The 18,331-nt window shown below is 64.6% G+C and carries 18 protein-coding genes and 4 pseudogenes; 13 read left to right on the top strand and 9 right to left on the bottom strand.

Going from position 1 to position 18,331, the window contains the following annotated elements; translation table 11 throughout:
* Nucleotides 1-102 precede the first annotated feature (102 nt).
* On the top strand, nucleotides 103-870 hold the full coding sequence (locus OMK73_RS07185) for an MFS transporter (RefSeq protein ID WP_267601431.1): 768 nt from the start codon (nucleotides 103-105) through the stop codon (nucleotides 868-870).
* 283 nt (nucleotides 871-1,153) lie between these two features.
* Here the strand turns inward: OMK73_RS07185 and ppk2 are convergent, their stop codons facing one another.
* Together ppk2 and OMK73_RS07175 are read right to left on the bottom strand one after the other, a co-directional pair.
* A complete protein-coding gene (gene ppk2, locus OMK73_RS07180) occupies nucleotides 1,154-1,951 on the bottom strand; it encodes a polyphosphate kinase 2 (RefSeq protein ID WP_267602051.1) in 798 nt (265 codons plus the stop codon).
* Nucleotides 1,938-2,408, bottom strand: a pseudogene (locus OMK73_RS07175) (cell division protein FtsH); the annotation flags it as partial. The pseudogene OMK73_RS07175 and the gene ppk2, both read right to left, overlap by 14 nt.
* Nucleotides 2,409-2,528: 120 nt before the next feature.
* On the opposite strand from OMK73_RS07175, the gene OMK73_RS07170 reads away from it, so the two are divergent.
* Nucleotides 2,529-2,765, top strand: a complete 237-nt coding sequence (locus OMK73_RS07170) for a hypothetical protein (RefSeq protein ID WP_267601430.1) — start codon at nucleotides 2,529-2,531, stop codon at nucleotides 2,763-2,765.
* A 399-nt stretch (nucleotides 2,766-3,164) separates the two neighbouring features.
* Here the strand turns inward: OMK73_RS07170 and OMK73_RS07165 are convergent, their stop codons facing one another.
* Nucleotides 3,165-4,346, bottom strand: coding sequence for a methionine adenosyltransferase (locus tag OMK73_RS07165; protein WP_267601429.1), 1,182 nt, complete (start codon nucleotides 4,344-4,346; stop codon nucleotides 3,165-3,167).
* Between the two features lie 345 nt (nucleotides 4,347-4,691).
* On the opposite strand from OMK73_RS07165, the pseudogene OMK73_RS07160 reads away from it, so the two are divergent.
* Both OMK73_RS07160 and OMK73_RS07155 read left to right on the top strand, forming a co-directional pair.
* Nucleotides 4,692-4,805, top strand: a pseudogene (locus OMK73_RS07160) (universal stress protein); the annotation flags it as partial.
* 90 nt (nucleotides 4,806-4,895) lie between these two features.
* Complete coding sequence (locus OMK73_RS07155; protein ID WP_267601428.1) at nucleotides 4,896-5,327, top strand: universal stress protein; 432 nt, start codon at nucleotides 4,896-4,898, stop codon at nucleotides 5,325-5,327.
* 211 nt (nucleotides 5,328-5,538) lie between these two features.
* On the opposite strand, the gene OMK73_RS07150 is transcribed toward OMK73_RS07155, so the two are convergent.
* From OMK73_RS07150 to OMK73_RS07135, 4 genes and pseudogenes are all read right to left on the bottom strand, one after another.
* Nucleotides 5,539-6,108: a DUF882 domain-containing protein gene (locus OMK73_RS07150; RefSeq protein WP_267601427.1), complete on the bottom strand. Its 570-nt coding sequence runs from the start codon at nucleotides 6,106-6,108 to the stop codon at nucleotides 5,539-5,541.
* Nucleotides 6,109-6,128: 20 nt separating this feature from the next.
* Nucleotides 6,129-7,738 (bottom strand): annotated as a pseudogene (locus tag OMK73_RS07145) (L,D-transpeptidase family protein).
* Between the two features lie 46 nt (nucleotides 7,739-7,784).
* Nucleotides 7,785-8,240 carry a universal stress protein gene (locus OMK73_RS07140; protein ID WP_267601426.1) on the bottom strand — a complete coding sequence of 152 codons (456 nt, stop codon included), beginning with the start codon at nucleotides 8,238-8,240 and terminating at the stop codon, nucleotides 7,785-7,787.
* Nucleotides 8,241-8,359: 119 nt separating this feature from the next.
* Nucleotides 8,360-9,367 (bottom strand): zinc-dependent alcohol dehydrogenase family protein, encoded by a 1,008-nt coding sequence (locus OMK73_RS07135; RefSeq protein ID WP_267601425.1) that lies wholly within the window; start codon nucleotides 9,365-9,367, stop codon nucleotides 8,360-8,362.
* Between the two features lie 240 nt (nucleotides 9,368-9,607).
* Between OMK73_RS07135 and OMK73_RS07130 the strand changes: the two genes are divergently transcribed.
* From OMK73_RS07130 to OMK73_RS07110, 5 genes and pseudogenes are all read left to right on the top strand, one after another.
* Nucleotides 9,608-10,087, top strand: coding sequence for a universal stress protein (locus OMK73_RS07130; RefSeq protein ID WP_267601424.1), 480 nt, complete (start codon nucleotides 9,608-9,610; stop codon nucleotides 10,085-10,087).
* A 98-nt stretch (nucleotides 10,088-10,185) separates the two neighbouring features.
* Nucleotides 10,186-11,016 (top strand): universal stress protein, encoded by an 831-nt coding sequence (locus OMK73_RS07125; protein ID WP_267601423.1) that lies wholly within the window; start codon nucleotides 10,186-10,188, stop codon nucleotides 11,014-11,016.
* A 47-nt stretch (nucleotides 11,017-11,063) separates the two neighbouring features.
* On the top strand, nucleotides 11,064-11,717 hold the full coding sequence (locus tag OMK73_RS07120; RefSeq protein ID WP_267601422.1) for a BON domain-containing protein: 654 nt from the start codon (nucleotides 11,064-11,066) through the stop codon (nucleotides 11,715-11,717).
* Nucleotides 11,714-12,319 carry a YSC84-related protein gene (locus OMK73_RS07115; RefSeq protein WP_267601421.1) on the top strand — a complete coding sequence of 202 codons (606 nt, stop codon included), beginning with the start codon at nucleotides 11,714-11,716 and terminating at the stop codon, nucleotides 12,317-12,319. Before OMK73_RS07120 ends, OMK73_RS07115 begins: the two co-directional genes overlap by 4 nt.
* Nucleotides 12,320-12,329: 10 nt before the next feature.
* Nucleotides 12,330-12,861: pseudogene (locus tag OMK73_RS07110) on the top strand (flavodoxin family protein).
* A 73-nt stretch (nucleotides 12,862-12,934) separates the two neighbouring features.
* Here OMK73_RS07110 and OMK73_RS07105 read toward each other — a convergent pair.
* Entirely contained in the window at nucleotides 12,935-13,594 is a 660-nt protein-coding gene (locus OMK73_RS07105; protein WP_267601420.1) for a SagB/ThcOx family dehydrogenase, read from the bottom strand.
* Between the two features lie 104 nt (nucleotides 13,595-13,698).
* Complete coding sequence (locus OMK73_RS07100; RefSeq protein WP_267601419.1) at nucleotides 13,699-15,216, bottom strand: AAA family ATPase; 1,518 nt, start codon at nucleotides 15,214-15,216, stop codon at nucleotides 13,699-13,701.
* A 492-nt stretch (nucleotides 15,217-15,708) separates the two neighbouring features.
* On the opposite strand from OMK73_RS07100, the gene OMK73_RS07095 reads away from it, so the two are divergent.
* From OMK73_RS07095 to OMK73_RS07080, 4 genes are all read left to right on the top strand, one after another.
* Nucleotides 15,709-16,089, top strand: a complete 381-nt coding sequence (locus OMK73_RS07095; RefSeq protein WP_267601418.1) for a TraR/DksA family transcriptional regulator — start codon at nucleotides 15,709-15,711, stop codon at nucleotides 16,087-16,089.
* Between the two features lie 99 nt (nucleotides 16,090-16,188).
* Nucleotides 16,189-16,692 (top strand): BCAM0308 family protein, encoded by a 504-nt coding sequence (locus OMK73_RS07090; RefSeq protein WP_267601417.1) that lies wholly within the window; start codon nucleotides 16,189-16,191, stop codon nucleotides 16,690-16,692.
* A complete protein-coding gene (locus tag OMK73_RS07085; RefSeq protein ID WP_267601416.1) occupies nucleotides 16,689-16,946 on the top strand; it encodes a hypothetical protein in 258 nt (85 codons plus the stop codon). Before OMK73_RS07090 ends, OMK73_RS07085 begins: the two co-directional genes overlap by 4 nt.
* A gap of 11 nt (nucleotides 16,947-16,957) precedes the next feature.
* Complete coding sequence (locus OMK73_RS07080; RefSeq protein WP_267601415.1) at nucleotides 16,958-18,205, top strand: MgtC/SapB family protein; 1,248 nt, start codon at nucleotides 16,958-16,960, stop codon at nucleotides 18,203-18,205.
* The last annotated feature ends 126 nt before the right edge of the window (nucleotides 18,206-18,331 follow it).

Genomic DNA, 18,331 nt, shown 5'->3' with positions numbered 1-18,331 from the left:
GGCAGCTATCGGCCTGAGGATTCAACCGGACATTACAACTTAGCCGCTACAGTCCTAAAAAAGCACAATAACTCTTATGTTAATTCGAGGAGGGCTGCAGGCATGCTGGATTCCGACGCTTGGCAAGCGCACCAGCTTCTTTGTCCTGGGCGGAATCGGAGTCGCGCCATCGCCGTGGCGCTGGCATTTCTGAAGGAAGACCGCGGCCCGGCCACGGCGCAGGAACGCGGCGCGCCGTTCCTGCAGCAGGTGCGTGCGGTGCTGGGCGTAGTTGGCGGCAACCCGGCGCTGCGCTTCACCATCGTCGGCTTCGTGCTGGTGCATGCCGTGTTTGCCGCGCTCTCGTTCACCCAGCTCTGGATGGTCAACGAGCGCGGCATGGACGGCGCCGGCATCGCCACGCGGATCGGCGTGCTGCAACTGCTATTCGGCACGCTGGGCTCCCTGGCGGGCGGCATCCTCGGCGACCGCCTGGCCCGCAAGTTGCCGGGCGGCCATGCCAGCTTCATGGCGCTGCTGGTGGTGACCTGCGCGCCGCTGATGATCGCCTACCGCTTTGCGCCGGCGGGCTCCGCGCTGTTCTATGCCGGCATGTGCACGGGCTTCTTTCTGCCGCTGGCGCTCTATGGCCCGGCCAATACGGCGATTACCGGCATAACGCCGCAGAAGATGCGCTCCACCATCTCCGGCTTCAGCATGCTGTGCATCAATGTGTTCGCGATCGCCATCGGCAACATGACGGTCGGCGTCGCCAGCGACCTTCTCAAGGCGAGCGGCACCGCCGCGCCGCTGACCCACGTGCTGCTGGCCGCGCGCGCTACGTGCAAGCAACCGGCCATCGACATTCAACTCATACAAACGACAAGGTAACGAATCATGATGCAAAATCAAAGCTAGAATCTGGAAGGGCGTGTCGCCTTGGTCACCGGCGCCGGTCGCGGCATGGGCGGGGCGCCATCGCGGTCGGCCTCGCCAAAGCGGGCGCGCACCTGGTGATTTGTGACATCGACATGCCGGGATTGGAGTAAGCGCGCGTGGCAGTGGAAATGGCAAGCGCACAGTGCCTGGCGTTGCGCTGCGACGTATCATTCAGTATCGACCGCGCGGCAAATGTCGACCGCCGCGAGCACAAAGACAATGTCCGGCCAACGATTCATTTCGCAATGGCTCCGTTCAGGAGGTGCTCGTCCGCATAGGGAAACACAATCTGCCGACTTGGCCGAATCAACCCCTCATCCTTGTTTGCATAGTGTAGACGACTCAGCAAATCCTTGATGACGTTGAGGCGCGCCAGGCGCTTATCGTCTGCGCTCACGACGTTCCATGGCACAGTAGTGTTGGTGCGGGCAAACATCTCGTTCCGAGCCTTGCTGTACTTTCTCCAGAGTGCAACCGCTTGCTCATCAATGGGGCTCACTTTCCACTGCTTTAGCGGGTCCCGGCGGCGGTCGGCAAGACGTTTCTCTTGCTCCGCTTTCGTGATGTCGAGGTAGTACTTGATGAGGCGAATTCCGGAGCGCACGAGCATTCCCTCGAATTCAGGGACGCTTGACATGAATTCCTCATATTCGGCGCCGGTGCAAAAGCCCATCACGTGCTCGACACCTGCCCGGTTATACCAACTGCGATTGAAGAGCGTGAATTCTCCGGCGGCAGGCAGTTCCGTCGTATAGCGTTGGAAATACCATGAGCCTCGGTCGCGGTCGGAAGGCTTCCCGAGGGCGACCACTCGAGTTTCACGCGGACTGAGATGCTCAACGATGCGCTTAATCGTTCCGTCCTTCCCGGAGGCATCTCGGCCCTCAAAAACTACCAGTATTCTGTCGTTGCAGCGAAGGAAGTGCTTCTGCAGCTTTACTAGCTCAATTTGCAGTAGGTGCAGGCTTTCCTCGTACTCCTGATGGGAAAGCGCACTGACCTCGCGCTGGGAATCTTTGCTACTTGCCGTCATTTTCATGATTCCACTTCCGTAAATCTGGCGTACTGGAAACTTCTGCAGACGACTTCCCTGGTGTTAGCGGGGTAACTTTGTCGGAGAGCAGCAGGTCTAAACAGACCGGTCTACAACTTCTTGCTCAAGTAGTAGCTTCGCCAGTGCTTCTAGTTTGTTTTGAGATGCCAGGAGTGTTTGCTTCACTCGCGCGTTCGCATCGGCCAGAATCTGTCTGACCTCGGCATCAATCATCTGCGCCGTGCTTTCACTGCATTTTTGCACTCGCGCGGCATCATGCCAGCGCCCATGACATGGGATTTCGCATTTCCTCATAGGTTGCAAGTCAAAGCTGTTCACTCATCCCGAACTGGGTAATCATCTGGCGCACCATGTCTGTGGCGCGCCGCAAATCGTTCTGCGCGCCGGCCGAGACATCGCCGAAAGCAATTTGTTCTGCGACGCGGCCACCGAGTAGCGGAACGTGTCAATGACTTTGCGTCACCTGGCTTCATGAATTTACTGTGCGGGCTGTGGTGTGTTTGGGGGAATGGCCTCCGATGGAGTTAGCACTGTTGGGTTCCAGCTAACAGCAGCCGTGGTCACGGTGGTGCCTGCGGACGTATTGTTCGGGGTCCTGCTGGAAAACCGTCCTCGAAGTTTCGGATTCGAAAAAGAAAGTCTTCCCTTCGAAGTTTGCCGTGATGGCGTGGGCGGCATCGACCTTGTTACCGGTGACGGGGTCGTGTTCAACCTGTCCGTACTCCTGGATTGTGTGCGAGGCGTCCCTGTGCTCGCTGTTCCGGCGAGCCATGAAGAGGCGCCATATCAATAACGCCAATGCCGCAGCAATCAGGAGCCATGCCGGATTCTGTGTAAGCGAGTTCATTGATGGACCCTCTTTGCAAAGTTTGCTTGCGCGCCGCTGTGCCACCGGCGGTCGCTTGGGCTGTCTGCGCGTCGGTGCCCCTGTCTTTACTCCTAAGGGGGAGCCGGTCCACCCTTCACCTTTGGCGAGTAGCAATCGGAAATGCATCATTTGCATTTTGAGTATCGGCTCCCACCTGATTCTGCTCTTGACGCCAATCAAGGAATGCCGCGGCCGCGGCGATCTAGTGTCGCGGGTGAGGGGAGGAGAGTGCAGAACAGTGCATGAACAGGTAGCAGACGCTGAAGTGGCCCGCCCGGTACTTCCGCCACCCCGAGCGGGCAGACTTGGCCAGCAATTGCGGAATCAGAACACCGCGACCGTCCCGCTGACCAGTTCCTTTACCAGGGCGGGAAGCGCCGCCAGTTGCTGCCCGACGAGGTAACGGATTTGCTGTTGGCGCGCGGCCGAGAGCCCATCTGCCGCTGCCACATCGATGGCGACCAATTGCGGCTGGTCGATTGGGCGACCAATCGATGACAGAAGTCGGACGATGACAACATCCACGCCATCCACGTTGGCCTCAATATATGCTGCCAGCCGATGGGCTAACACGTTGTAGAGCTTGCCGACATGCGAAGCCGGGTTCTTCCCCGCTGCAGCCTCAAGCGACATTGGCCGATAGGGTGTAATCAGGCCATTGACCCGGTTCCCACGACCAACTTCACCGTCGTCACCGTGCTCCGCGCTCAGGCCCGTCACGGTCAGATAGATTCCGCTTTCGTCACGGACACTGAGGTCGTCCAGGGTATTGACTTCAATCTCACACAAAGGGCGGATGTGCCTGGCAAGAAGCGACGTGACTTCATCCTTCAGCGCGAAGTATTCCTCAACGGCGTGCACATATTGGTCGACAAACGCGAGGGCAACGGTGAGGCGGTGATGCGCATCCAGTCGACTACCCATGACCTTGTAGTCGTGGCCTGCCGCCTTGAAAGAGTCCCTGAATCCACTTGAGTCGAGAAGGTGTGCGACAGACAGCACCGAGCTTTCAAGGCTGGAGTGGGGTGCATAGCCGACACCAAAAGATGTGTCATTGGCCAGTGGGACGGAGGAGCCGGTCACCCGGCGGAGATTCGGCGCCGAGGGGCGCAGAATGGGCTCGAGGCTAATCTGATTGCCAATCTCGCCAAGGCTCGCTGTCAAGTACTCGCGAATGGCCTGTCCAACGACTGCCTCAGCCTTGGCCGACGGCAGTTCGGTAACCGGGCCGGAGACTATCAATCGCATTGGACGCAGCAGTTCGCCGCCACCGAATTTCGGCGCACTTATGCCGCCGATCAGTAGCGCCTTATCCAGATTGAAATGCTGGATTGCCCCGTACGCTTCGAGGTAAGCCCGGCATAGGGCGCGGGCGCCAGCCTCGACCGCCCCGTCGCAAATGCTGTCCGGATGACCAACACCCTTGTGCTCGCACATCTCCGTGCGCACGTCCCACTGTGATGGTGCGTTCGAAACGTTGAGCGCAATTTTCTCCGAGGTCAGCATGTCAAACCTCCTCCACGCGGTCACCCTGTAATCATTTTATGCCTCGCCCCGAGGCGCCCAAGCATGTGGTTCAGCGAACCTGACTGCAATTGGCATGTCGTCTGGAAGACCCTATGTGCGAGCGACTAACCTGTTGTTGAGGGAAATCAAGATACCTGTTATCCGCGCAACCTAGGATGAATGCGGAAAACCAGATTCGCCGCGGCGCCTGCCCCTCACGGAATGTGGCTATTACACCATCCAGTCGCAGGAAGCGCGCCCTGGTGTCGAGGCGTATCTCCTTGAGTCTGCGACAGTAAGCGGCGATCATGTCGGCCAGAGGTAGTTCACCCGGGCCGCAGACCAGATCGTAATGTAATGGGTGCCTACGGGCGCCGGCGGATGCGCGAACTTGTGTTGGGCGGCGTAACGCGCCCGCTACTGGAGTCGATGACCATACCAGTGCTGTTGTCGGACTGATTGGCCAGCAGATGGGGCGATGCGGCCTCGGGGGGCGTGGCGCTTAGCCGCAGGCTGAACACAATGCAGCAATCCTGAAGGAGATGGCGCATGTACAAGAAAATCTCGGTGGCGATCGACGGCAGCCACTGCAGCGATCAGGCCCTGGAAGAGGCGATCGATCTTGCCGGTGCCTGCGGCGCGGAGCTGGAGATTGTTCACGTCATTGACAGCGGATATGAATTGGCAGAGGTGCGGGCAGGCCTGGTCAGGAGGGGGCAGGAACTGCTGACGGTGGCACAGGCGAAGGCCGAAGCCAAGAACCTGCACTGCCATGTCGTCCTGTTCGACGACATCGTGGCGCTCGGTGACGTTGCCAACCAGATCCGGCAAGTCGTGGAAGGTAGCCACGCTCAACTCGTCGTGATCGGCACCCATGGACGTCGCGGGGTGACCCGGCTGCTGATGGGCAGTGTGGCCGAAGCGCTTGTACGCCAGTGCAAGATGCCTGTCATGCTTGTTAGGGCACCGCAGGAAGCGTGAGCTGCGGATGCGGTGCAGTCGATCTGGCGAGCCGCGGCGCGGCTGCAGGTGAGCGAGGCTGAAGCCCGGCGCGACCTTCAGCCGGCAGTGGAGAGCAGCGGAGCAGGCACGCATGCAGGGGCAGGCAGAGCGGGGGCGCCTGCTGACCAAATTGGAAGCCGCTCTGCGGCGGGCCGAGCGCGCGCAAGCGAACGCGACAGAACCTTGCCACTTACCAATTCCGCACGCGTCCCGTATCCGCATGCACGAACTGCTCTTGCGGATAGAAGCCCACACCGCCGCCGCGCAGCGACAGGGCGGCATCGCGCAGGTCCACCAGCGACACGCCCGGCAGGCGGATATCGATGGCCTTGCCATCCATATGCAGGCTGTGGCTGGCCACACCGCCGCCGCGCGTCTTGCGTAGGTGCGCGTTGGTGGCCGGGCTGCGATAGCCGGAGATGACCTGGAAGGGTGACTCGCAGGACAGCGTTTGCTTCAAGCGGTAAAGCAGCGCGAACAGTTGCGGGTCGATCATCCCGACTTCGCCGGAGTAGTGATCGCGCAGGAACCGGTTGAGCGCGGCCAGCGCCTCGGGCACGAACTGCTCGCCCACGGCGTAGACGATGGCAATGCGCTCGCCGGTGTGGGTATGGTCGAAGGCGAGGCTGCGGGCTTCCGGCAACGTTGCCAGGGCCGCAAAGGCAGGGCGGGCCGACAGCGGCAGCAGCGCGCCGGCCAGGGCCAGCTTTCCAGTGTTGCACAGAAACAGGCGACGAGGGTCGCTGGACGGTTTGGTCATCGGACGCGCTCTCGGTTGGCTCAACGACTCAATCTTGCGCGCGTTTTCGTCCAGGCGAAAGTCCGCCGGCTGGCGGAGCGTTGCCGCAGCGCCTCGTCCAGCACCCGGTCGAGCCCATAGATATCGGAGAAAAATACACGCGCCCGTCGGCCTTGACGATGACCGTGCCGTACGCGAGCACCACCGGCAGCGGCTGCTGCAACCGCAGCGTGCTGGACTGCCCTTTGCCCATGGCCTCGCGAATGCGCGCTTCGGTCCAGCCGGGCGTGTCCTGCAGCACAAAGCTGGCCAGAGCCACCGGATCTTCGACCCGGATGCAGCCGTGGCTCAGGTCGCGCCGGTCCCGCGTGAACAGCCCGGGTGCGGGCGTGTGATGCAGGTAGATATTGTCGTTGTTGGGGAAGATGAACTTGATGTCCCCAAGCGCATTCATCGGCCCTGGGCGCTGCCGGATGCGCATTTGCCCGCGTTGGACGGCGTCGAGGCTGGCCGCCGACAGCGTGGTCACCGCCTTGCCGTCGGCACCGACGAATTCGAAGCCCTGCCGCTCGAAATAACCGGGGTCGCGCCGCAGCCTGGGCACGGTCTCCGCGTGCGCAATAGAGGGTGGCACGTTCCAGTACGGACTGAACTCGATGAAACGCATGTCCTCCTTGAAGAGCGGTGTCCGCGTGTCGAGCGCCTTGCCGACGATGACTTTCATCTCCACCTTGACCTGGACGTTGCCGTCGTGGACTTCATAGGCGCGCAGCACGAACTCCGGCACGTTGACCACGATCATGCGCGGGCCCTCCAGCAGGGGCGTCCAGCGAAGGCGCTCCAGGGTCAGTTCGATTTGTCGTACGCGGCTGGTGGGCGAGGCATTCAACTGCGCTAGTGTGCCGGCGCCGATAGCGCCGTCGGCCTCCAGCCCGTGGCGGGCCTGGAATGCCTTGACACCTTCCACCAGCGCGCCTTCATAGCGCTCCGGGACGGGCGTGCCCGTGGGCAGGTCGCCCAGCGCGATCAGCCGCTGCGTCAGCACCGGCACGCCAGCGTAGGCCTGGCCGCGCGCCAGCTTCTTGCCCGGTAGCGGCGGCAGCGGTGCCTGCCAGGCCGGATCACCTGCCAGCGCCCGGTAACGGGCGAGCGCCTCGCGCAGGGTGCCATACAGCGGAAACGACGGCGCGGCCTGCTGGACGGCCTTGGGCAGGTTGTGCCTGGCGACGGCTGCGTGCAGGTAGGCCGAAGGATCGAACTGCCCATCCGGTGCGGCGGCAAAATTCTCGTGGATCTGACGCGGCTCGACGCGGCCGCCGTGCAGGTCGGACAGATAGCGCAGCATTGCCGCGGTCAGATCGCCGTCAAGCCGCGCCACGGCTTCCGGCGCCAGTGGCGGCCCTTGTGCGGCCTGGCCAAGCGCACGATGCAGGCCGTCGGCGTCATAGTCGCGGGGTTCCAGCCCGTCGGCCGCGGCGGCGACCAGGATATCCGCGGCCTGCCGCGCGTCGGCAGTGGGGCGCTCCTGCGAAAACCAGAGCGCGGCGTCCTCGGCCAGCGCTCCCGCTTGCCAACTCAAGGCCCATGCGGCCAGCAAGCCTGCCACAATTCTGGGCGTGCCGGCGCGGCGGATCAGCGAGACGCCTCGCATCAAGCCGCGCGCCGCCAGCACGACGCCTGTCGTGCGCGTTCTACGCTCATTCCGGGATCTCGCTGCGGACCATCAGCACAGGCTTGTTGCTCTTGTGCACCACGCCTTCGGAAACGCTGCCCATGATCAGGCGCCGGAAGCCGCGGCGGCCGTGCGTGCCAATCACGATGAGATCCGCACTCCAGCGATCGGCTTCTTCCGCGATGGTGGTGGATATCTGCCCGGGGGAAACGGGCCTTTCGAGAATCTTCGTCGTATGCTGGATACCCGCTTCCGACAGGCGCTTGGCGGCGGCTGCCAGCGCATCGCGCCCCACGGCCAGGATGCTCTCCATGAGCTTGTTGGCATCGTAGCTGCCAGCAGAGAAGAAGACATCGCTGTCGTCCGCCACGAAGAGCACCTTGACCTCGCTGCCGGTGGCCTTGGCGACGGTGATGGCCTGGCTCAGGGCGAGGTCGGAAGAGTGACTGCCGTCCACCGCGAGCAGTATTCGCTGATACATGGTTCGTCCTCCTGGCTGGATATAAGTAGGCGCGCGCGCATGGGCGCCACCGTCATCTGCAGCATAGGGGGCGGGCCAGATGACGTATTGACTTGCATCAAGCACCGGCAGCAGGCAGGCTAGGCGATGCGCAGTACCGCCGCGCCGGCCAGGCGGCCCGCGCGCAGGTCGGCTAGTGCGGCATTGGCCTGCTCCAGCGGATAGACCGTCGTGGTGGTGCGCAGCGGCGTGGCCCGGGCGATTCGCATCAGTTCCAGCCCGTCGTTGCGCGTGAGGTTGGCCACCGACACGATCGACCGCTCCTCCCATAGCAGGCGATAGGGGAAGGCCGGAATATCGCTCATGTGGATACCACCGCAAACCACCGTGCCGCCCTTGGCGACGGCTTGCAGCGCCATCGGCACCAGCGCACCCACCGGCGCGAAGATCAGCGCGGCATCGAGCGGCTGCGGCGCGGGCTGGTCGCTCGGACCGGTCCAGCAGGCTCCGGTGTCGCGGGCGAGCTGGCAGGCAGCGGCGTCGCCGGGGCGTGTGAAGGCGAAGATCTTGCGCTGCTGGGCTACTGCGATCTGCGCCACCAGGTGGGCAGCCGCGCCAAAGCCGTAGATGCCGATAGACCGGACGTCACGGGCGTCCCCCGCCATGCACAGCGTGCGGTAGCCAATCAGGCCCGCGCACAGCAAGGGCGCCGCATGCTCGTCGTTGTAGTGCTCCGGGATGGGGAAGCAATAGCGGCTGTCGGCCACCACGTACTCGGCGTAGCCGCCGTCGCGCGTATAGCCGGTGAACTGCGGCGCATCGCACAGGTTCTCGCGATGCGCCGCGCAATAGCCGCAGTGCCCGCAGGTCTGCCCGAGCCAGGGCACGCCTACCCGGTCGCCCGGGGCAAGGCCCGTCACGCTTGCGCCACAGGACTCGACCCTGCCGACGATTTCGTGTCCAGGAATCAGCGCCGCCTTAGGGTGCGCGAGTTCGCCGTCGAGAATGTGCAGGTCAGTGCGGCAGACGCCGCAGGTGCTCACAGCGATACGCACTTCGCCGGGGCCGGGAACCGGCACGGGGACGCGCGCCAGGCGCAGGGCCGGCCCGGTGCCGTCGAAGATCATCGCGCGCATCGTATCTTGCATGTTGCCATCCTCCGCGAACGCCCCCAGAGGCGCCCAGCATTCATGCTAGGCGACGCCCGCCGCCGCCGCTTGATTCGCGTCAATGGCGTGCGCCAGGCGGGCGCCCCATAAAGTTGCGGATGCCATGATCCGCGTCAACACCGAGCGCGTCCGGGCATACACACTAGATGCATCCAAGGGCGGCGCGCAGGCGTGTCCGTGCCGGCCATCCGCAGATTTCCCTGATGCAGGAGGTGCATGATGTACAGCAAGATACTGGTTGCCGTGGACGGCAGCGAATCCGCCAATCGGGCACTGGAGGAGGCGCTTCGCCTGGCGACTGCGCTAGGCTCCGAGCTGACGGTGGTGCATGTGATCGATAACAGCTATCTCAGGTACGAGGTGGGCTACGTCGACCTGACCGACCTGCGCGCGAGCCTGCTTGAGGGCGGTCAGATCCTGCTCGACGAAGCCAAGGCCAAGGCTGCGGCGCAGAAGGTGGCATGCAACGCGCTGATGGTGGACGAACCGCTGGCGCTGGGCGACGTCGCCAACGCGATCGAGCAGGTGGCGCAACAGACGGGCGCCGAGTTGCTCGTGCTGGGTACGCATGGGCGCCGCGGCGTGCGGCGCCTGCTGATGGGCAGCGTGGCGGAGGGACTGGTCCGGCAATGCCGCCAGCCGGTATTGCTAGTGCACGCGCCGTTGGCAGAAGGGAGCGCCGGCGCAAAGTCGGCGTAAGCCGAAGTAAGCGGGGGTCATCGGCTTGACCTGAGTCAATAGCCGTATCCTGGCGTTTCCTAGACTGGATACAGGCCTCCCAACCGCACAGGAATGTCATGGATTACGCCAGCATCATGGTCCACCTGGACACCAGTCCACGCGCGCTGGACCGGCTTGAAATCGCTGCCCGGCTCGCCGTGGCCCGCCATGCGCGGCTGATCGGGCTGTTTGCCGGCTTTATGCCGGATGCGGCCTGGTTTTACTTGATGGAGGGTGCCGCGACCTATATCGACGAGGACCGCCAGCGGCGCAGCGATGCACGCGAGGAAGTGCGCCGCCGCTTCGCGGCCGCAACGCAGGACCTGGGGGTGGAAACCGAGTGGCGAGCGGTGGAGGGCGATCCATTGACGATGGCACTGCGCGAAGTGCGCGAGGCCGACCTTGTCGTTGCCGGGCAATACGATCCCGCCGACCCTGACAGCTTTGTCGCGACCCAGTTCCTGGAATCCATCATCCTCGACGGTGGCAGGCCGGTCCTTGTCATTCCATTCGCCGGCCAGTTCGCCGTGCCCGGCGCACGTGCCATGGTGGCGTGGAACGGCGGACGCGAGGCCGCGCGTGCCTTGCATGACGCCATGCCCCTGATCGCCGGTGGCCAGGCCAAGGTGCTTTGCGCGCAAGGCGCGGGCGCGCGGCCCGATGCGAGCCCACCGAGCCATGCCGTTGCTGCGCTGGCAAGCCATGGTGTCCACGCAGACATCGAACACTGCCAGGAAGGATCGGACATCGCCATCGGCGAGACCTTGCTCTCGCGCGCGGCGGATTTCGGCGCCGATCTGGTGGTGATGGGCGCCTACGGGCGCGGCCGCCTGCGCGAGCTGGTACTGGGCGGTGTCACCGCGACTTTGCTGGACACCATGACGGTGCCGGTACTGATGTCACATTAACTGCCGGCACGGCGCCGCGACGATATACAAGCGCACCGGAGAACAGGATGAAGAGCGATGCGCAACTCAAGCAGGACGTCTGCGAGGAGTTGGAGTGGGATCCCGAAATCCGCGTGGAGGGCATCGGTGTCCAGGTCAACGATGGCGTGGTGACCTTGAATGGCCAGCTTGACAGCTTTGCCGCCAAGCACGCAGTGGAAGAAGCGGTGCGGCGTGTTTCCGGCGTCGGCGCGGTGGTGGTCGAACTCGACGTGCGCCTGTCGCCCGAGGGGCAGCGGCCGGATGCCGATATCGCGCTCGGGATCGAAAACGCGCTGATGTGGAACGCCGCCATACTCCCCGACACCGTCAAGGTGATGGTGGAACAGGGCGCGGTGACGCTGACGGGCGAGGTGGACCACGGTTACCAGCGCGCGGCCGCCGCCGACACGGTGCGGCAGGTGCGCGGCGCGGCCAGCATTGCCAACGGCATCAGCGTGCGCCCGACGGTCGTCCGGGCAGATCTCGCACAGCGTATTACCACTGCGCTTTCGCGCCAGGCGATCGCCGATGCATTACGCCTGCGCATCGCCGTCGCCGGCGGCACGGTCACGTTGTCCGGCACGCTGCGCAACTGGGCCGAGATCCGCGCCGCCCGCGAGACGGCGTGGTCCGCTCCCGGCGTGGCCCAGATGGTGGACCGCATGATGGTGGGGCCATGACCCGCACGTTGCCGCCTGCCGCCATGCAGCGGCGCCTGGTATGCCAAGCGCTCGCCGGGGCTGCCGTGCTGTGCTGCGCCGCAGGCCTGCCGGCGGCCACGTGGGCAGGTGCCGCCGACAAGCTCGTGCTGGATGCCGACGAGCTCGATACACGCTGCGAAGCCGTACTGGCGCGCCTGTACGTACGCAATCCCGGCGCGCGGGCCTTGGTGGGCAAGTCCAGCGGTGTGCTGGTCTTTCCCGATGTGCTGGCCGGCGGCGCGGTGGCAGGCGTGGAGCAGGGTGACGGCATGATGCGTGGCGCCGGCGGAGACAAGGCCTATTACCGGCTGGTCGGCGCCTCGCTCGGGGTGCAGGCGGGCATGGGATCCAAGGCCGTGGTGCTGGTGTTCCTGACAGAGCAGGCGCTTGAGCGCTTTCGCGCCAGCCAGGGCTGGACCGTGGGTGTGGACGGATCGGTATCGATCCTGAGCCTGGGCATCGGTGCCAGCGTAGACAGCAATACCGTGCGAGGCGACATTGTGGGCTTCGTGCTGACCAACAGCGGCATCATGATCAACCTGTCGCTGGTCGGCACGCGGATAACGCGGATCGAGAGCTGAGGAGCCATCGATGGAAAAGATCCTGATCGTTTATTACTCACGTACCGGCACGTCACGCCAAGCCGCGGAAGAACTGGCGGCGCATACCGGCTGGCCGATCGCGGAAGTCGGCGACCAGGCCAGCCGCGCGGGTCTTGCTGGGCGATGCCCGCTGCGTACTGGATGTCCTGTTGCAGCGGCATGTAGGCTACCGCTACGCCGGCCCTTCACTGGACGAGTGCCAGCAGATTGTCATCGTCGCGCCCATCTGGGTTGGCCACCTGGCCGCGCCTATGCGCAGCTTCCTGCGTGACAGCCTGCCACTGACCTGCAAGACGTCGGTGATCTGCGTGATGGCCCGGCAAGGTGGGTTCAATGCGGCAGAGGAAGTCGCCCGCCTGGCCTCGGAGGCACCGTCACCGGTCATTGCGCTGCGCCAGAGCGATGTGACCAGCGGGGCAGCGCTGGAGGCGCTGCGTGCTTTTGCAGAGCAGGTAGAGGCGGCGAATGCACGTACCGGCACCGCGCAGCGGCCTGCATGGCTATCACCTAGAGAAGCCTGAACCGGCACACGCCGAGGACCCGGCCAAGCCCGCACATCCTTCAGTTGTGGTTGCAGGCCGGCCGGCTACTGCGCTACTGTGGTTTCACGGCGTCGACGGGAAAGCCCACGGTCTGCGCGAGCAACGGCACCTCGTCCTCGTTCAGCGACATGGCTTCGGCGAGCGCCCGGTGGTTCAGCCATCCGCGTGCTACTGTGCCCAGCCCCGCCGAGGCGCAATACAGGTAGACATTCTGCGCAATCGCGCCCGCGCTGACCGCCGCGAATACCTCGCGCTGCTGTGGCACGAGCCCGGTCATCCGGCTATAGTTCGCGACAAAGATCAAGTCCAGCGGCGCGAGGCCGACAAAATCCTGATAGCCAGTCGGGTTACGCACGTCAATCGCACGTTTCAGGATAAGGCGGTGATGGGCCGTGTCGTAGCGATACAGGCCTTGGGGCAGCGCCACATAGATGTCGATCTCGTTCAAGCCATGAGGCGAGGGCGCGGTGCGCCCGCCGCCCTCCCGGCTGACCCCGTCGGCGGCCCACAGCAGATCGCCGAGTTGCCGGGTGCTTAACGCTTCCTCTGTGAACGACCGGGTGCTCCGGCGTTGCCAAAGCGCGCCCATCAAGGGCAGGCCCCCAGACATATCGGGTGCGGGCAGGTCAATGTGCTTGTCAGCCTCGCCGCTTGCGGGGCGTGGCAATAAGCCGGTGATCGGCTGGTACTGTAGCCTCTTTACTTCGCTCATGTCCTACCTCTTCCTGGAGCTCGGGATTTGCGGACCGGCCTGCGACGCGCACCGCCGGAGTCATTCGAGCTTAGTTCCGCATCGATGGCACAGCTTGATCTGCATCAGCCGGTTGATCTGGCGTCGCCAATTCGCACTACATGGCGCCATTCATCGCTGCCCAGCGGCTCCTGCACGCGCCGCTGCCACTCCAGCACCTGAAGGTCAGCATCGGAGGGGTCCCCGCCCTGGCGCGCGCGCGCCGCGATGCGTTCGCGCAGGGTAGCCAGGTCGGCATTGCAGTCAACGATGGAGAACGCCACGCCCCGGCGCGCGGCCAGCGACGCAAACCGCAGCCGCTGCTCGCGTGCAAGGAAGGTCGCGTCGGCGATCATGGGGAAGCCAGCGGCACTGCCAAGCCGGCAGATTGCCAGTAGTCGCCCATAGACGCGGGCGGTGTGTTCAGCCGTGTAAAGATCGCCTTGTGCAGCGACGTGCCTGTGTGGAAGACGTTTGCGCTCAACGTCCGCGCGCACGCGCACCATGGCTGCGGCTAGCGCGAGCTGCTGGGCAACGGTGCTCTTGCCGCTGCCCGAGAGGCCATGCATGATGGTGATCGCGCCCGGAGGCCGCGTCAGGGTGACGCTGGCCAGCGCAAGCAAATCGACGCAGCGCATCTGCATCGTTGCCATTTCCGCGGCGGTGCTCGTGCCCGCCACGTTGCGCTGGTGCTCCCGCTCAAGCAGCACGCGGGCGCGCACCACGGCGCGCAGGGCCGTGTAGAACGGCAATAATGCCAGGCCGGCGTAGTCGCCGCTGCACTCCAGGTAGGTATTGATCAGGCGATAGGCAAGGTCTTGCCTGCCGGCGTGCAACAGGTCCATGAAGAGAAAGGCGATATCGCTGATCGTGTCGATCCAGCGCAGCCCGGCATCGAATTCAAGGCAGTCGAAAGGCGTAGGCACGCCGTCGATCAAGGCGATATTACCGAGATGCAAATCGCCATGGCACTCCCTGACATGCCCGCTCGCCCGCCGCTTTTCAAAGGCGGGGTGCAGCGAAGCGGCGCGCTCGCGCAGCAGCGCCGCCAGGTGTGCCGTTGCATCGGTGGCCGAGGCGAGCTCGGCAACGCGCGCGATGGCTTGTTCCGCCACCGCCGCGATCCGCTCCGGCGTGCCGTGCCCGCTGCCGGCCCCGGCTATGGGTGCAGCCAGATGGATCGCGGCAAGCCCCTGAGCCAGCGTCTCGATATGCGATGCGGTCAACCGCTCCGACTCTGCCATGGCGCAGAACAGGTCTCGCTGGCGGAAGCGGTGCATCTTCACCGCATACTCCAGCGCTTCGCCAGTGCCTCCTACCCGGACATCCCGCTGACCAGGGCCCGCCACGATCGGTACCAGGCCGAGGTAGAGCGCCGCCGCCATCCTGCGATTCAATTCCAGTTCGGCTTCGCAATCCGCTTTGCGCGCAGCCAGCGTGGAGAGGTCGACAAAATCCAAGCGCACCGGCTTGCGCACTTTGTAGGCGAAGGCGCCGGCCAGGAACACTTGCGAGATGTGCGTCTCGATGAGGCTGACTTTGCCCACGGGATGTGGGTAGGCCGTGGGGCGCATCAACGCTTGCGTGAGTACCGCCGGTTCCATGCCGGGCTCTCCAGGTGCCTGCCTCCCCGATCGGGCAGGTCATATGCCCATGCTATGCACGTGGCCGGAATTTGGATTGACGCGGATCAAGTTGGCCGGCAGCCACCCGCCTATATTGAAGCTTGAAGCGGAATGAAGGTTCGGCGCGCGACGCTGCGGGCACTTCTTGCCGGCGGCCCATGCGCCTGCGACGGGAGAGTAGCGATGAGAATGAGGAATTCTGAAGAGGGTCTGGGTGGCGGCTCCACGCGTTCGCGTGGCCTTGCAGCCTGCCTTGCCGCCATGCTCTGCGCCGGCTGCGCGTCGGGACCGGATTGGTTCCGGCCGCCCAAGCCCAGGGCAGACGCCACCGTACCTAACGAGCCCGGCGTTGCCCGCAATGCGGCTGAGGGCGACAAGATCCGGATCGCGACACTTGACCTTGCGCAAGCCGCTTGCCCGATCTCATCGCCGCATTGAGAGGATCCACCTTTACATGCCCGGGAGCCCCCGATGTCCGATTTGACCAAAGAGCAGTTGTCCAGCCTGGTCACCTTGCTGGACAGCAGAGAGCAGAGGATCCGCGGCCAGATGGACGCTGCTGCCGTTTCCCGCACTCTGTCCGCCGAAAGCGAACCGAGCGACGATGCGAATCTTGCCGGGCATGGCACCGAAGAGCGCATGGACGATGCCGTGGCGGAACACTACCGTATGGAACTGGCCGACATAGCGGCGGCCCGTGAGCGGATCGCCGAGCTGAGCTGCGGCGTGTGCCTGGACTGCGGCGAGCCTATCCCCTATCCGCGTCTGCAAGCGTATCCCACGGCCAAGCGCTGCACGCCATGCCAGCGCAAGCACGAGCACATGTTGCGGACGCCGACCGGTATGCGATGAGCATGGCCAGGCTTTCCCGTGGTCGGACCCGCCAGGTGAGTCCGCAATACAGGAGGTCCTCCGCGTGGGTGCCGCCGGATTCGATCTCAGGAGTCTGACATGAAAGTACGTGAGCGTTCCAGCCAAGTCAGGCCGGCCCGTTGGGACCGGCTTCCCCAGGATCCCAACCACGATGCCTACAAGCAGCCGGTGCAGGCGCCTGCGGTCGCATCCTGTCCCACTTGCCATGCGGTCTTCCTGAAAGGACGCTGGCAATGGCGGGCCGTGCCGCCCGGCGCCAAGGCACTGATGTGCCCGGCCTGCCATCGTGTCGCCGACCATGTTCCCGCGGCGCAAGTGACGCTGGATGGGGCGTTCCAGATAGCGCACCAGGAAGAGATTCTAGCGCTGGTGCGGCACCGCGAAACCCTGATGAGGGAGAGCCATCCGATGGAGCGCATCATGGCCACGCAGACCCAGGAGGATCGTGTCAGCATTACGACCACGGGCTTTCACCTGGCACGCGATATCGGCTCTGCCGTGCACCATGCGTATCGGGGCAAGCTGGAAGTCGACTATCCCGACGCCGATGAGACCCTGCATGTTCATTGGCACCGCGATTGAACACCGCGAGCCTGAAAAATGCCAAGCGTCAACTGGCAACGGGAGATGTTATGACTTTCCAGGTCAGGAACGAAGCTGCCACGCGGCTGGCCGAAGCGCTTTCCAAGTACGCTGACACCGATTCCCGTGTGTTGGCTATCCCACGCGGCGGCGTGCCGATGGGCATATCCCCCCACCGATTGCATGTCCAGCCTGAAAGGCGGGCGTTGGCATTGCACTCGCTCTCGCGCTCTTACCTCTTGTTCGTTGCCTAGGGAATCCCGGCATGAATCAAACGGTGGTCGTGTTCTGCGTCGCGTTGGCTATCGGTTTGGGGTTCGGGCTTGAGCGGGAGCGCAGCCAGGCGCCGGACGGCGCCGAGGCCTCCGCAGGCCTGCGCACGTTTGCCATTGCCAGCGTGTGCGGCGCGCTCGGCGCGTTCCTGCCGATTGCCGGATTGCTGCCGGCGGTCTTGCTGGCGGTGGCCGCCCTGGCCGCCATGGGATACCGCCACACCGCAGCCAGCGACCCGGGGCTGACCACAGAGATTGCGCTGCTGTGCACGGTACTGCTCGGCGCGCTCGCCGTCTCACAGCCTGCGCTAGCCGCCGGCATCGCCACGGTCCTTGTAATCCTGCTGCACGGCAAGGCTACCCTGCACCGGCTGGTGCGCAATGCGCTGACCCGGCAGGAGGTGAGCGATGCCCTGACGCTCGCCGCCGCCGCCCTCGTGATCTGGCCCTTGCTGCCAGACCGGTATATGGGGCCGTTCGATGCTTGGAACCCGCGCACGCTCTGGCTGGTGGCTGTGCTGGTCATGCTGTTGGGGGCGGGCGGGCATATCGCCACGCGCCTGTTCGGCGAACAGGCTGGCCTGCCGCTGACCGGATTGTTCGGCGGCTTCATTTCCAGTGTGGCGACGATCGGTTCGATGGCGGCGATGGTGCGCAAGGCACCTGGCACGCACGAGGCGGCAGTGGCGTCCGCCTCGCTCTCCAGCGTGGCCACCTTCGTGCAGATGCTGTTGCTGCTTGCCGCCACCAGTGCGGCTGCATTCCGGGAACTGGCACTGCCCCTCACCGCTGGGCTGGCCACCATGCTCCTCTACGCGGGCGCCTGGCTGTGGCGCTCGGCCCGCGAACCGGCCGCGCAGAACGGCACGCAACCGGCCGGCCGGTCCATGGACTGGCGGGTGGCGGCGGGCTTCGTGCTGCTAATGGCGCTGCTGTTGCTCGCAAACGCCGCCGCGCGGGCATGGGCCGGGTCCGGGCTACTGCTTGGCGTTGCGGTGGCCGGCGGATTTGCCGACGCGCACGCCGCGACGGTATCGGTCGCGGCGCAAGTAGCAGCCGGGCGACTGTCCCCCGAGGCTGCGGTCTGGCCGGTGCTGGCGGCACTTTCCTCCAACACCATGACCAAGATCGTGGTGGCCGCGGCAGGTGGACGCGCCTTCGCGTGTCGCGTGGGCAGCGGGCTTGTGCTGGCCGCCGCCGCGACCTGGTGCACTGCCCTGATGGTTATCTCCTGGGGCTGATGCCAGAGGTCCGCGCTACGCGTCGTCGCTGCCCTTGCCCCGGACCATGCGGTTCGCGCCAGGCATCGGGCCAGTCGCCCTCGATGGCAATGGCGACCACTTCGCCGTGCGCGACCTACACGCGCG

It is taken from the genome of Cupriavidus sp. D39, assembly GCF_026627925.1.
Classification (GTDB): domain Bacteria; phylum Pseudomonadota; class Gammaproteobacteria; order Burkholderiales; family Burkholderiaceae; genus Cupriavidus; species Cupriavidus ulmosensis.
The sequence above is the reverse complement of the archived record's forward strand: the minus strand, read 5'-3'. Positions and strand labels throughout refer to the sequence as shown.

Bases quoted from the DNA above. Each gene is read 5' to 3' on its own strand.
- OMK73_RS07185 (WP_267601431.1), top strand. From the start codon at position 103: ATGCTGGATTCCGACGCTTGGCAAGCGCACCAGCTTCTTTGTCCTGGG.
- ppk2 (WP_267602051.1), bottom strand. From the start codon at position 1,951: ATGACGGCAAGTAGCAAAGATTCCCAGCGCGAGGTCAGTGCGCTTTCC.
- OMK73_RS07165 (WP_267601429.1), bottom strand. From the start codon at position 4,346: ATGCTGACCTCGGAGAAAATTGCGCTCAACGTTTCGAACGCACCATCA.
- OMK73_RS07155 (WP_267601428.1), top strand. From the start codon at position 4,896: ATGTACAAGAAAATCTCGGTGGCGATCGACGGCAGCCACTGCAGCGAT.
- OMK73_RS07150 (WP_267601427.1), bottom strand. From the start codon at position 6,108: ATGACCAAACCGTCCAGCGACCCTCGTCGCCTGTTTCTGTGCAACACT.
- OMK73_RS07140 (WP_267601426.1), bottom strand. From the start codon at position 8,240: ATGTATCAGCGAATACTGCTCGCGGTGGACGGCAGTCACTCTTCCGAC.
- OMK73_RS07135 (WP_267601425.1), bottom strand. From the start codon at position 9,367: ATGCAAGATACGATGCGCGCGATGATCTTCGACGGCACCGGGCCGGCC.
- OMK73_RS07130 (WP_267601424.1), top strand. From the start codon at position 9,608: ATGTACAGCAAGATACTGGTTGCCGTGGACGGCAGCGAATCCGCCAAT.
- OMK73_RS07125 (WP_267601423.1), top strand. From the start codon at position 10,186: ATGGATTACGCCAGCATCATGGTCCACCTGGACACCAGTCCACGCGCG.
- OMK73_RS07120 (WP_267601422.1), top strand. From the start codon at position 11,064: ATGAAGAGCGATGCGCAACTCAAGCAGGACGTCTGCGAGGAGTTGGAG.
- OMK73_RS07115 (WP_267601421.1), top strand. From the start codon at position 11,714: ATGACCCGCACGTTGCCGCCTGCCGCCATGCAGCGGCGCCTGGTATGC.
- OMK73_RS07105 (WP_267601420.1), bottom strand. From the start codon at position 13,594: ATGAGCGAAGTAAAGAGGCTACAGTACCAGCCGATCACCGGCTTATTG.
- OMK73_RS07100 (WP_267601419.1), bottom strand. From the start codon at position 15,216: ATGGAACCGGCGGTACTCACGCAAGCGTTGATGCGCCCCACGGCCTAC.
- OMK73_RS07095 (WP_267601418.1), top strand. From the start codon at position 15,709: ATGTCCGATTTGACCAAAGAGCAGTTGTCCAGCCTGGTCACCTTGCTG.
- OMK73_RS07090 (WP_267601417.1), top strand. From the start codon at position 16,189: ATGAAAGTACGTGAGCGTTCCAGCCAAGTCAGGCCGGCCCGTTGGGAC.
- OMK73_RS07080 (WP_267601415.1), top strand. From the start codon at position 16,958: ATGAATCAAACGGTGGTCGTGTTCTGCGTCGCGTTGGCTATCGGTTTG.